This is a genomic window from Herbaspirillum sp. NPDC101396, assembly GCF_044767365.1.
Lineage (GTDB): Bacteria > Pseudomonadota > Gammaproteobacteria > Burkholderiales > Burkholderiaceae_D > Herbaspirillum.
This window is the reverse complement of record NZ_JBIWNT010000001.1, coordinates 1,000,253-1,013,305: the sequence shown is the minus strand read 5'-3', so window position 1 is coordinate 1,013,305 and position 13,053 is coordinate 1,000,253. Positions and strand designations below refer to the sequence as shown.

Genomic DNA, 13,053 nt, shown 5'->3' with positions numbered 1-13,053 from the left:
CGCTCTTTTTCGATAAAAAACGCAGGAGACAAGCAGTGACTACAGCGCAGGCAGCAGGGCGGGCATTGTCGCCGCTCGACAGGGCGGTATCGAAGATCAAGCAGCGCGTGTTGCCGCTGTTCGTGATCATGTTCATTGTCAATTACATCGATCGCGTCAACATCGGCTTCGTGCGCACGCACCTGGCCGCCGACATCGGCATCGGCACGGCGGCTTACGGATTGGGCGCGGGCTTGTTCTTCGTCGGCTACGCCATGTTTGAAGTGCCCTCCAACATGTTGCTGCAAAAGTACGGCGCCAAGGCGTGGCTCACGCGCATCATGCTGACCTGGGGCATCGCCGCCACGGCGATGGCGTTCGTGCAGGGCGAGATGTCGTTTTACGCGTTGCGGTTCCTGCTCGGCGTGGCCGAAGCGGGCTTTTTTCCCGGCGTGATTTACTACTTCACGCAGTGGCTGCCCAACGGCGAGCGCGGCAAGGCGATGGCGATCTTCCTGAGCGGCTCCGCGCTGGCATCGATCCTGTCGGGGCCGATCTCCGGCGCGCTGCTGCAGATCGATGGCGGCGGCTTGCACGGCTGGCAATGGATGTTCATCATCGAAGGCCTGGCGTCGGTGGTGCTGTGCGGCTTCGTCTGGTTTTGGCTCGATTCGCGACCGGCCGATGCGAAGTGGCTGACACAGAGCGAACGCGATCTCATCGGCAACACCATCGCCGCCGAACAGGCTGAACGCGAAAAGACGAAGCCGGCGCACATCTCCGCCTGGACGCTGCTGCGCGACAGCCAGATCGCCATCTTTTGCTTCATCTATTTTTCGATTTCGCTGACGATCTACGGCGCGACGTTCTGGCTGCCCAGCATCATCCGCAAGATGGGCACGTATTCGGATTTCGAGGTCGGCCTGTTCAATTCGATCCCGTGGATCATCTCCATCATCGCCATGTACCTGTTCGCCAGCCTGGCCGCGCGCTTCAAGTTCCAGCAGGCATGGGCTGCGGCGGCGCTGATCATCGCCGCCATCGGCATGTACGTGTCGACCTTCGGCGGACCGGTGTTCGCGTTCGTCTCGATCTGTTTCGCGGCAGTGGGATTCAAGGCGGCGTCCTCGCTGTTCTGGCCGATCCCGCAGTCCTATCTCGATGCGCGCATCGCTGCGGCCGTGATCGCGCTGATCAACTCGCTGGGCAACCTCGGCGGCTTCGTCGCGCCGACCACCTTCGGCTTCCTCGAGCAAAAAACCGGTTCGATCCAGGGCGGCCTGTACGCCCTGGCAGCGACGTCGGTGGTGGCGGCGGTCGTGGTGTTCTTCGCCCGCACCACGGCGCACTCCGCAACGATTGCAGGCAACAAATAATTGATTACTGATTCCGGAAAATAGACATGAAGATCACCCGCGTCACCGTCACACCGATCGCATTCAAGGATGCGCCTTTGCTCAATGCCAGCGGCATCCATGAGCCGTATGCACTGCGCTCCATCATCGAAGTCGAAACCGACAATGGTCATTTCGGCCTCGGCGAAAGCTATGGCGACGCGCCGGCCCTGGCTGTGATGGACAAGGTCAAGACGCAGATGATCGGCCTCGATCCTTTCAACCTTAACGGCCTGCGCGCGATCGTCAAGGCTGCGGTCGCGGGCATGGCGCCAGCCGGCAATTCAGGCGCGGAACTCGCGCCCGGTTCGCACGCCAGCAAGGCCGTCAGCAATGCGTATTCTGCATTCGAAGTCGCCTTGCTCGACGTACAGGCGCGCTACCTGAACGTGCCGCTGGTCGACTTGCTCGGCGGTGCGGTGCGCACCGAGATCCCGTTCAGCGCCTATCTGTTTTTCAAATATGCAGAACATATCGACAGCCCGTACCAGCCCGATGCCTGGGGCGAAGCGCTGAGCGAGGAACAGATCGTCGCGCAGGCGCGCAGGATGATCGATGAAAACGGTTTCCAGAGCATCAAGCTCAAGGCCGGTGCTCTGGAGCCGGAGCATGAAGTCGCCTGCATCAAGGCATTGAAAAAAGCTTTCCCCAATACGCCCCTGCGCATCGACCCCAACGCCAACTGGTCGCTGGAAACCGCTGTGCGCATGGCCGAATTTCTGGGCGATGATCTGCAATACTATGAAGACCCGACGCCGGGACTGGAAGGCATGGCGGAGCTGCATCGTCGCACCGGCCTGCCGCTGGCGACCAATATGGTAGTGACTGATTTCGATGAATTCCGCCGTAGCGTCGCCTTGAACAGCGTGCAGATCGTGCTGGCCGACCATCACTATTGGGGCGGCCTGCGCGACACGCAGATGCTGGCGCTGATGTGCGACACCTTCGGCCTGGGCGTCTCGATGCACTCCAATTCGCATCTGGGCATCAGCCTGATGGCGATGTCCCATGTGGCGGCGGCAGTGCCGAATCTGTCCTATGCCTGCGACACGCACTATCCGTGGCAGGAAGCCGACGAAGAAGTCATCAAGGGCGGCAAGCTGCAGATACGCAACGGCTGCGTCAGCATCACGCGCGCCCCGGGTCTGGGAGTGGAACTAGACCGTGATCAGCTGGCAAAGCTGCACGATCTCTACCTCGGCTGCGGCATCCGCTCGCGCGACGACGTACGCCAGATGCGCAAGTACAAGCCGGACTGGAAGACGGTCAAGCCCAGGTTCTGATACGGATCTGAAGGCAGTTTCAGTTTGACGGCGGCAGCGGACTGTTGACGCGAGGTGCGGGTTGATTGATCTTGCCCGAGATGCCGATATTGGACGATTCGATGCGCACGCTTCCTGCAATTTGTCCGACGGTATCGAGTACGCCGATCCAGGCTGGTTCCGCGACTTTGAATCGCATTGCCGGTGATGCAGCGGATGCCGGCCCTGGCCCGGTACCGCGCTCAGTCGGGTCGGTCAGGCTGATCCCCCCGATCCATTTTCCGGTACTGCCCATGATCTCCTTGGATAGAGGCACCGCGTGCGAGAAGGGTTGGTCGCCGGAGGCCGCTTGATCTGATTGGGCAATAGCCGGCGACAGCCACCCGGCGCCGCAGATAATCAGTGCAAGAAGGGATCGGTTCATCACGTTGCTCATGCTCAGGCTCCTGAAAAGAATAGCTCAGGAATGGGATGGCTGACGGGACGCAACGTTCGCCCGTGCACGTTGATATCGCAGCAATGTCGAAAATCTTTGAAGCGGACCGGGTATGCGCAGGCGGCAGATCTGATCTCAGCGACGCCGTTTCCACGCTTCCAGAAACGCCAGCGTCACATTCGCCTCGTTCGTCTCCGCCAATCCGCTCCCAAAGAAGGCGCCGACGTCTTTGAAGTCATTGCCGCCAGCCAGATCCGAGACGCTGCGAAATGCGATGAACGGCACGCCGTTGGCATACGCCACCTGGGCAAAGGCGGCGGTTTCCATATCCACCAGTTCCGCCTGTAAGGTATCGTGCAGATAAGTGCGATAGCCGGCATTGGCTAAAAACGCCGTGCCCGAAATTCCACGCCCGCCGACTTTCAATGCCGGCTGTGCGGTAACGCACAGCGCCGGATTCTTGGGGCCGCAAGTCGCCAGTACCGGTTGGAGGCTGCGCGCAACAGCGAGCATCTGTGCATCAGCCTGGAACTCGAAACGGAATTCGCCTTGCGGCGCGTTGGCCACATTCATCACAAAACTGTCGCGCATGAACAGCCCGCTACTGACTTTGCCGCCGGGCGTGTCGAACTGGAAGTCGGGACGCACCTTGCCGTTCTCCGTCGCCAGTTTCAAGCCCAGGCAACTGACGTCGCCCGCTTTGCCGCAAGCCGTGGGCAGGCTGCCGTCGCCATTCCAATACACCTCCATCGGCATCGCCCAGCTTTCCGGCACAACCACGTCGCCGACATGATTGGCCGGGTTGACGCCGCCGGCGATGCCGCTCATGAGCAGGCGTTCGACGTGGAAATGATCGAGCATCAGCTGCGTGACCATGGTGGCGTTGACCATGCTCACGCCGCTGAGCACGATCACCACCGGATTGCCGCGCAATACACCGGTCGTGAAGCGATTGCCGTTGATGCGCCAGTCGTGTTTTCTCTGGGTCTGCTCAAGCAGGAGGTCGGCCTCGGCGCCGAACGCCGAGACGATGCCGATGCGCGGTTTGCATTCGCTCAGGCAGCGTTTCTGTTCGGCGTGGGCGGCGTTTGCTGTGGACAAGGCTGCAAGCGCCAGCAGGGCGCAGGAAAATTTGTTGAACAGAGAAGAGATGGCGGACACGAAGTTTCCTTTTGTGGAGCGCGAAGCCTGCAAGAATTGCAGGCAGCCCAGAGCATGCCGAAGAATCCGGAAATTAGCCATAGTTGTCGGAACGTCAATGCCAGAGCGGCTTGCAGAGGTAATTTCTCATTGGAAAAATTGCCAAAAAGATATATTGCGTATATGATTGCCAAAAAGAAATAAGACAATTCCCCTCGGAGACATTCATGCGGCAGTTCCTGCTTTTGATTCTGTGCACCCTCGCCATCGCCGGCTGCAGCCGTTCGCCTGCCGAGCAATTGGCTTACCTCCATGCCGAGGAGCAGTACCAGATCAACATGGAACGCTCAGCGCGCTACCGCCAATCGTTGGAACAAGCCGACGGCGAAAGCCAGGGGCCGATCATCATCACTTCGCGGCCGGCGAACTGAGCGACCGGCTTTCCTCCATCCGGATCGACGTCTCAGTACGTCATTTCACAGAAATTCAGGCAGTCTCCGCCGCCCGCGTCTCCACAAGCAACTTCTTGATCTCCGGCACGCACGAGCCGCAGTTGCCGCCGGCCTTGAGGCAGGCGGTGACTTCCGCCACCGTCTTCAATCCCTGTTCTCTGACTGCATTGCAAATCGTGTTGCGGCCCACGCCGAAGCATGAGCATACGGTCGGTCCGCTGTCGGCGCCTTTTTCGATCGGCTGGCCGATCAGCAGGCCGACGCGGTCGGCTTCTTCCAGTTGCTCCTTGTCGAACAGGCTCGCCAGCCAGGCGCGCGAAGGCAGGTCGGGGCGCTTGGACAGGAAGATGCACATGTCGATGCGGTCGTTGTCGACATGCACCGCGCGGTAGACGCCGGCGGTGCGGTCTTCATATTCCAGCCAGTCGGCGTCGATGTCGAGCACGCCGAGCAGTGCGCGCGCCCAGGCGCCGTGGTCAGCGATGGTGTTGCGGCCGGCCAGTTCGTAGCGCGCGAAGTCGCGACCCTGGATGCGTGTCCAGTGCGTGATTTCATCGAGCACCAATGCCTTGCGGCTCAAGATGAAGCCGTGCCAGGACACGCCGAATTCTTCGATGTTGACAGGCGTGTGCTTGAACTCCGGTTCTCCCGATACCGGATCGACCACCGGATTGACCAGCGCACCGACGCGCGCGTCGGAGGCGGTCTGGTTGCTCCAGTGGATCGGCACGAACACGCTGCCGCGCGCGATGCCGCCGCTGTGCTGTACGCGCGCCACCATGGCGCCCCAGCGTGAGCTGATGCGCGCCAGGCCGCCTTCGCGCACGCCGTAGCGCAAGGCATCCTGCGGATGCATGTCGACGAAAGATTCCGGCACGTGATCCGCCAGGCGCGCCGATTTGCCGGTGCGCGTCATGGTGTGCCACTGGTCGCGCACGCGGCCGGTATTGAGCGTCAGCGGGAATTCTTCATCGGGCAGATGCGCCGGGCCGCGCGGCGGCGTCGCCACGAAGCGCGCCTTGCCGTCGGCATGTGAATAGCGCTGGTTGCCGAACAGGCGCGCGGTGCCGACCACGTCGCCGTTATGTTTGTCGCGCGTCACCGGCCACTGGATCGGCTGCAGCTGGTCGAACTGTTGCTTGCTCATGCCGATCAGGCCGTCGAGATTGAACACGCGCATGCTGTTGCCGACGATCTGCGGCGGGCCGTTGCGGTAGCTGCTCAGGCGCGCGTGTTCGTCGAAGATCGCATGTACGCCGGCGAAGTCGAAGCCGCGATACCCCATGCGGATGGCGACGTCGCAGATGATCTTCCAGTCCGGACGCGCTTCACCCGGCGCGGTCAGGAAGGCGCGCTGGCGCGAGATGCGGCGCTCCGAATTGGTCACGGTGCCGTCCTTCTCGCCCCAACCCAGCGCGGGCAGCAGCACGTGCGCGAAGGCATTGGTGTCGGTGCCTTCGATGATGTCGGAGGCCACCACCAGTTCGCACTTCGATAGTGCGCGCTGGACCACGTTGGCGTCGGGCATGCTGACCATGGGATTGGTCGCCATGATCCAGACCGCCTTGATGCGGCCGGCTTCAATCGCGTTGAACAGGTCGACGGCCTTGAGACCGGGCTTGTCGGCCATGTGCGGCGAACCCCAGAAGGTCTGCACCGTGTCCCGATGCAGCGCATTGTCGAGATCCATGTGTGCAGCCAGCATGTTGGCCAGGCCGCCGACTTCGCGACCGCCCATGGCGTTAGGCTGGCCGGTGATCGAGAACGGTCCCATGCCGGGCTTGCCGATGCGGCCGCTGATCAGGTGCGCGTTGATGATGCTGTTGACCTTGTCAGTGCCGGCGCTCGACTGATTCACGCCCATCGAGAAAGCGGTGATGACTTTTTCGGTATCGGCGAACATTTGATAGAAGGCCAGCAGGTCGTTGACGTCGACCTTGCAAATGCGTGCGACTTCGTTCGGATCGGCGCAGTCGGCGTCGGCGATCGCCAGCGCTTCGCCGAGGCCGCTGGTGTGGGCGTCGACGAAGGCGTTGTCGCGCGCGCCGCGATGCGCGAGAAAACTCATCAGGCCGTTGAACAGCCAGACGTCGGTGCCGGCCTTGACCGGCAAATGCATGTCGGCCAGTTCGCAGGTGGCGGTGCGGCGCGGATCGATGACGATCAGCTTCATCTCCGGCCGGTTTTCCTTGGCCTTGGCGATGCGCTGGAACAGGATGGGATGGCACCACGCCGTGTTGGAGCCGACCAGCACAACCATGTCGGCCAACTCCAGATCCTCGTAGCAGATCGGCACCAGGTCTTCGCCGAAGGCGCGTTTGTGGCCCGCCACGGCCGAGGACATGCACAGGCGCGAATTGGTGTCGATGTTGGCGCTGCCGACATAGCCCTTCATGAGCTTGTTGGCGATGTAATAGTCTTCGGTCAGCAACTGGCCGGAGACGTACAGCGCCACCGAATCCGCACCGTGGCGATCAATGATGCCGCGCAGGCCGCCGGCGACTTTGTCGAGCGCGGCGTCCCAGCTCACGCGCTGCAATGCGCCGTCGGCGTCGCGTACCTTCGGATACAGCAGACGGCCGTTGAGGTCGACCGTTTCGCCCAGCGCCGAACCCTTGACGCAAAGACGTCCTTTGTTGGCCGGATGCAGTTCGTCGCCCGTGACGGCGATCACGCCGTCGGGTTGCATGGCGGCGCGCACGCCGCAGCCGACGCCGCAATACGGGCAGGTGGTCTTGGTGCCGACGGTCGAAAGCGGAGCTTGGGAGAGGTTCACGATGGTTTCCTGATCAGGCTGCCTGGGTGCTTTGGGTCTGGCTGGAGGTCTGACTGCAGATGGCTTGACCGAACAACAGTTGATGACGGATGGCGGAGATGTCGCCGCCTTTCTGGATCAGGTCGAAGTACCAGGGGCCGTCCTTGACGTCGCCGTACAGCACCGCGCCGATCAGCCGGCTGCCTTGCAGCACCAGCCGCTTGTAGATGCCGCGGCGCGGGTCGCGCAAGACAAGGTCTTCCGTTTCTTCGGCACCGATGAAGTCGCCGGCCGAATACAGGTCGACGCCGGTGACCTTGAGCTTGGTGGCGGTGGCTTGCTGCACATAACGGCGATGGCCGGCGCCTGCCAGATGAGCGCCGCACACGCGCGCCTGATCCCAGATCGGCGCGACCAGGCCGAAGGTAGCCTTGCGGTGTTGCACGCATTCGCCGACGGCGTAGATGCGCGGATCGTAAGTCTGCAGCGTGTCGTCGACCACGATGGCACGGTCGCAATGCAGGCCGGCGTTTTTCGCCAGTTCAATGTTGGGGCGTACGCCTGCGGTCATGACGACGAGGTCGGCCGGGATTTGCGTGCCGTCCTTGAAGCGCACCGCCGTGACGCGATCAGGGCCGACGATTGCGTCAGTCTGTGCGTTGAGCAGGAAACGCAGACCCTTCATCTCCAGCGCCTTCTTCAGCAGCGCGGCGGCAGGCTTGTCGAGTTGCTGATTCATCAGGCTGTCGGTGACGTGCACCACGGTCACGTCCATGCCTTGACGCAACAGGCCGTTGGCCGCTTCCAGGCCAAGCAGGCCGCCGCCGATCACCACCGCGTGGCGATGGTTGCGCGCAGCGTCGAGCATGGTGTGGACGTCCTGGATGTCGCGGAAGGCGATCACGCCCGGGAGTTCATGGCCCGGTACCGGAATGATAAAAGGCTTGGAGCCGGTCGCCAGCAGCAGGCGGTCGTATTGAATTTCCACCCCGGCTTGCGAACGCACGGTGCGGCGACGACGGTCGATCTTCTCGACCGGATCGCCGGCGTGCAGTGTGATGTTGTTCTGTACATACCAGTCGCGCGTGTTGAGCATGATGTCGTCGATGCTCTTGTCGCCCGCCAGCACCGGCGACAGCAGAATGCGGTTGTAATTGCCGTGCGGCTCGGCGCCGAACACGGTGATGTCGTACAGGTCCGGCGCCAGCTTCAGCAATTCTTCGACCGTGCGCATGCCGGCCATGCCGTTGCCGATCACGACCAGCGATGGTCTTTTTGCAGAAGCTACAGGTGCCGGAACGATAGTCATGCGCCCACCCACACCTTGCCGTGTTCGATGCGCGCAGGGTAGGCGCTCACCGAATGTTCGGGCGCTTCGATGCATTCGCCGGTCTGCAGGTCAAAGTGTTGTTTATAAATCGGCGAAGCCACCACGATGCGTTCACCGATACTGCCGACCAGGCCGCGCGACAGCACCGAAGCGTCGGCGTTGGGATCGTAGTTGCCGATGGCGAAGACGCGTGCTTCTTTTTGCGCATCGCTATTGCCGCCTTCAATGACGTGGAACACCGCCACCTGTTCGCCGCCGATCAGGGCGCAGACGCCTGTGTTGGGCACGATGTCGTCGATATCGCAGACTTCAGTCCAGTGTTCGCAATTGTTGAGTTGTCGGTCGCTGTGCATGTTCATTTCCTCTCTCAGGAATCAGATCGCTTCTGCGACCACAGGAATGTCGATCAGCTTGCGCTCGGCAACCGTGGCCGGGCGGATCTGGCCGCGCTCGTCGACGAACTTGACGTTGTTGTCGGCTTCCTTGCTGTTGACGAAATGGCGGAAGCGCTTGCGTGTCTCCGGATCGGAGACGGCCTTCTTCCATTCGCATTCATAGGTGTCGACCACGTGCTGCATGTCGGCTTCCAGTTCGGCGGAGATGCCGAGCTTGTCGTCGATCACCACGCTCTTCAGATAGTCGAGGCCGCCTTCGAGATTGTCGCGCCAGGTGCTGGTGCGTTGCAGGCGATCGGCGGTGCGCACGTAGAACATCAGGAAGCGGTCGATGTAGCGGATCATGGTCGCTTTGTCGAGATCGGAGGCGATCAATTCGGCGTGGCGCGGCTTCATGCCGCCGTTGCCGCAGACGTACAGGTTCCAGCCTTTTTCGGTGGCGATGATGCCGACGTCCTTGCCTTGTGCCTCGGCGCATTCGCGGGTGCAGCCGGACACGCCGAACTTGATCTTGTGCGGCGAGCGCAGGCCCTTGTAGCGGTTCTCCAGTTCAATGGCGAGGCCGACACTGTCGTCCACGCCGTAGCGGCACCAGGTCGAGCCGACGCAGGATTTCACCGTGCGCAGCGACTTGCCGTAGGCGTGGCCGGTTTCAAAGCCGGCGGCGATCAGTTCTTCCCAGATGTCCGGAAGTTGCTCGACGCGGGCGCCGAACAGGTCGACGCGCTGGCCGCCGGTGATCTTGGTGTAGAGGCCGTACTTCTTGGCGACCTGGCCGACCGCGATCAGGCCGTCCGGCGTGACTTCGCCGCCGGCCATGCGCGGCACGACCGAATAGGTGCCGTCCTTCTGGATGTTGCCGAGGAAGTAGTCGTTTGAATCCTGCAGGCTGGCGTGTTCCTTCTTGAGCACGAAGTCATTCCAGCACGAGGCCAGGATGTTGGCCGCGACCGGCTTGCAGACGTCGCAACCGAGACCCTTGCCGTGTTGTGCCAGCAGGTCGCCGAAGCTCTTGATCTTGTTCACGCGCACCAGGTGATGCAGCTCCTGGCGCGAGTAGGGGAAGTGTTCGCAGACGTGGTTGTTGACGGCCAGGCCTTGCTTCTTCATCTCGGCCTTCATCACCTGCGTCACCAGCGGCACGCAGCCGCCGCACGCAGTACCCGCCTTGGTGCAGCTCTTGAGGTCGCCGATGTTGGTTACGCCCGAAGCCACCGCTGCACACAATTGACCCTTCGACACGTTATTGCAGGAGCAGATTTGCGCGGAGTCGGGCAGGGCGTCGACGCCGAGGCCGACCTTGGCTTTGCCGTCGGCTTGCGGCAGGATCAGGAACTCCGGCGACTCCGGCAGTTCGATGCGGTTGAGCATCATCTGCAGCAGCGTGCCGTATTCGGCGGCGTCGCCGACCATGACCGCGCCGAGCAGGTGCTTGCCCGATTCGGAGACCACGATCTTCTTGTAGATCTGCTTGCGTTCGTCAGTGAACTGGTACGAACGTGAGCCGATTTCCTTGCCGTGCGGGTCACCGATGCTGGCGACGTCCACGCCCATGAGCTTCAACTTGGTGCTCATGTCGGCGCCGTTGAATTGCTGCACCTCGGCGGCGTCGTTAAGGTGCGCCAGCATGTGCTTGGCGGCGGTGCGCGCCATGTCGTAGCCGGGCGCCACCAGGCCGAAGATCTTGCCGTTCCACAATGCGCATTCGCCGATCGCGTAGACGTGAGGATCGGAAGTGATGCAACTGTTGTCGATCACGATGCCGCCGCGGTCGCCGACCTTGAGACCCGACTCGCGCGCCAGTTCGTCGCGCGGGCGGATGCCGGCCGAGAACACGATCATGTCGGTGTCGAGGTGGGTGCCGTCCTCGAAGTTCATGCGATGGGTGCCGGTCTTGCCGTCGACGATTTCCAGCGTGTTCTTTTGCGTGTGAGCAGTGACGCCGAGATCCTGGATCTTCTGGCGCAGGATGCGGCCGCCGCTCTCGTCGACCTGCACCGCCATGAGGCGCGGGGCGAATTCGACCACGTGGGTTTCCAGGTTCATGTCGCGCAGCGCCTTGGCGCATTCCAGGCCGAGCAGACCGCCGCCGATCACCACGCCGGTCTTCGACCGCTTGCCGCACTCGAGCATGGCTTCGAGGTCTTCGATGGTGCGGTAGACGAAACAATCCTTGCGCTGGTTACCCGCGACGGTCGGGACAAAAGGGTAGGAGCCCGTTGCCATGACCAGCTTGTCGTAGGCCAGCGTTTCGACGGCGCCGTTGATGTTGACGGTGACCGTCTTGCCGACGATGTCGATGTTCTGCGCCTTGGCGTTGAGCTTGAGGTCGAAGTCGACCGAGCTCTTGCCTGCATCGAAGAAACCCGGCGCAACCAGAGACAAGTCGTCGGCCGATTTGCCGGCGAAGAATTCGGACAGGTGCACGCGGTCGTAGGCCGGACGCGGTTCTTCGCACAGCACGGTGACCTTGATGTTGGCGGCGCCGCTGTCCACCAGCGACTCCAGGAATTTGTGACCGACCATGCCGTGGCCAATGACGATGATGTTCATGATCAGGTTCTCCTCAGGCGGGAATGTTGTTGGCAGCGACGGCCAGTGCCGACTCGTCGCTCTTGTCGCTGCTGGTGAAGCGCACGGCGACCGCGCACAGCGCCGAGACCGTCACGAGCACGCCGAGCATGCTCAGTGTCTGCTGGGTGTCGCCCAGGCCCTTCATCAGGAAGCCCGCCAGCACCGCGCCGACGTTGCCGCCCGCACCGATGATGCCGGCCACGCCGCCCAGCGCCTTGCGGTCGATGAACGGCACCAGCGCGTAGGTCGCGCCGCACGCCATGTGGGTGAACAGGCCGAAGCACAGCATCGCGATCACCGCCAGCGTGACGCTGCCGGCGTGGGCAAACCACAGCAGGCCGAGGCCTTCGCCCAGCATCATGATGAACAGCAGCGTGGCGCGGCGGTTGAGGCCGCCCCGCAGCGCCACCTTGTCCGAGATGATGCCGCCCAGGGCGCGAGCAAACAGCGCCAGGAGACCGAAGCTGGCGGCGGCGATGCCGGCGCTCTTCAACGACAGGCCGAAGTGGTCGACGTAATAGATGGCGGCGATGTTGTGGATGAAGATTTCCACGCCGAAGCAGGCGCCGTAGGTGATGAACAGCATCCACACGCGGTAGTTGGCGCTGGCGGCGCGGAAGCTGGCCCAGCCGCCTTTTTTGCCGCTTTCGATGACGATGCCGGCGGCGCGCAGTTCATCGAAGTTGCCTTCTGGGCAATCCTGTGTGAAGTGCCAGTAGACCGCCGCCATGGCCAGCATCATCAGGCCCGGCACCAGCAGCGCGACGCGCCAGCCGAGGTTGTCGCCCACGCCCAGCATCAGCATGGCGGCCAGCAGCAGCGGCATCAGGCCTTGCGCCACGCCGCCGCCGGCATTGCCCCAGCCGGCGGTTGCGGCGTTGGCGGTGCCGACCACGTTGGGCGCGAACATCACCGAGGTGTGGTACTGCGTGATCACGAAGCTGGCGCCGACCGCGCCGATGCACAGGCGGAAGAACAGAAAGGTTTCATAGGTCTGTGCGAAGCCGACCCCGATCACCGGCAATGCGCCGATCAGCAGCAGGCCGGTGTAAGCCTTGCGCGGACCGTAGCGATCGCACAGCGGGCCGATTACCAGGCGCACCAGGATAGTCACGGCGACGGCGGCGATGTTGATGTTGGCGATTTGCTCGATGGTCAGGCCGAGCTGGCCCTTGATCACCGGCATCAGCGGCGCGCAGGCGAACCAGGCGAAGAAGCAGACGAAGAAGGCCATCCAGGTCAGGTGAAAGGCGCGCATCTGCGGCGTACCGATGGAAAAGAGCTGGATCTTGCTCGCCTTGCTGGAGCGATTGTGACTGTCAGGAGTTGCGGCCAT

The 13,053-nt window shown here is 62.4% G+C and carries 10 protein-coding genes; 3 read left to right on the top strand and 7 right to left on the bottom strand.

Features of this window, described 5'->3' with window-relative positions; genetic code table 11:
• Positions 1-35: 35 nt before the first annotated feature.
• Entirely contained in the window at positions 36-1,355 is a 1,320-nt protein-coding gene (locus tag ACIROY_RS04545) for an MFS transporter (RefSeq protein ID WP_402340011.1), read from the top strand.
• A 26-nt stretch (positions 1,356-1,381) separates the two neighbouring features.
• Positions 1,382-2,656, top strand: a complete 1,275-nt coding sequence (locus ACIROY_RS04540; protein WP_402340008.1) for a glucarate dehydratase family protein — start codon at positions 1,382-1,384, stop codon at positions 2,654-2,656.
• Positions 2,657-2,675: 19 nt separating this feature from the next.
• Here the strand turns inward: ACIROY_RS04540 and ACIROY_RS04535 are convergent, their stop codons facing one another.
• Positions 2,676-3,071: a hypothetical protein gene (locus ACIROY_RS04535; protein ID WP_402270697.1), complete on the bottom strand. Its 396-nt coding sequence runs from the start codon at positions 3,069-3,071 to the stop codon at positions 2,676-2,678.
• A 135-nt stretch (positions 3,072-3,206) separates the two neighbouring features.
• Positions 3,207-4,232, bottom strand: a complete 1,026-nt coding sequence (locus tag ACIROY_RS04530; protein ID WP_402340005.1) for a 5'-methylthioadenosine/S-adenosylhomocysteine nucleosidase — start codon at positions 4,230-4,232, stop codon at positions 3,207-3,209.
• A gap of 206 nt (positions 4,233-4,438) precedes the next feature.
• On the opposite strand from ACIROY_RS04530, the gene ACIROY_RS04525 reads away from it, so the two are divergent.
• On the top strand, positions 4,439-4,642 hold the full coding sequence (locus ACIROY_RS04525) for a hypothetical protein (RefSeq protein WP_402270702.1): 204 nt from the start codon (positions 4,439-4,441) through the stop codon (positions 4,640-4,642).
• A 55-nt stretch (positions 4,643-4,697) separates the two neighbouring features.
• Here ACIROY_RS04525 and ACIROY_RS04520 read toward each other — a convergent pair whose 3' ends face one another.
• Genes ACIROY_RS04520 through ACIROY_RS04500 form a run of 5 tightly spaced genes read right to left on the bottom strand, consistent with a single transcriptional unit; the run spans position 4,698 to position 13,053 of the window.
• Positions 4,698-7,439 carry a molybdopterin-dependent oxidoreductase gene (locus tag ACIROY_RS04520; RefSeq protein WP_402340002.1) on the bottom strand — a complete coding sequence of 914 codons (2,742 nt, stop codon included), beginning with the start codon at positions 7,437-7,439 and terminating at the stop codon, positions 4,698-4,700.
• Positions 7,440-7,452: 13 nt separating this feature from the next.
• A complete protein-coding gene (locus ACIROY_RS04515) occupies positions 7,453-8,727 on the bottom strand; it encodes an NAD(P)/FAD-dependent oxidoreductase (protein ID WP_402339999.1) in 1,275 nt (424 codons plus the stop codon).
• Positions 8,724-9,101, bottom strand: a complete 378-nt coding sequence (gene nirD, locus ACIROY_RS04510) for a nitrite reductase small subunit NirD (protein WP_402339996.1) — start codon at positions 9,099-9,101, stop codon at positions 8,724-8,726. The genes ACIROY_RS04515 and nirD overlap by 4 nt, the downstream gene beginning before the upstream one ends.
• Before the next feature lie 21 nt (positions 9,102-9,122).
• The gene (nirB, locus tag ACIROY_RS04505; RefSeq protein ID WP_402339993.1) at positions 9,123-11,696 is read right to left on the bottom strand and encodes a nitrite reductase large subunit NirB; all 2,574 of its coding nucleotides are present in this window, start codon (positions 11,694-11,696) and stop codon (positions 9,123-9,125) included.
• A gap of 13 nt (positions 11,697-11,709) precedes the next feature.
• Positions 11,710-13,053, bottom strand: a complete 1,344-nt coding sequence (locus ACIROY_RS04500) for an MFS transporter (RefSeq protein WP_402339991.1) — start codon at positions 13,051-13,053, stop codon at positions 11,710-11,712.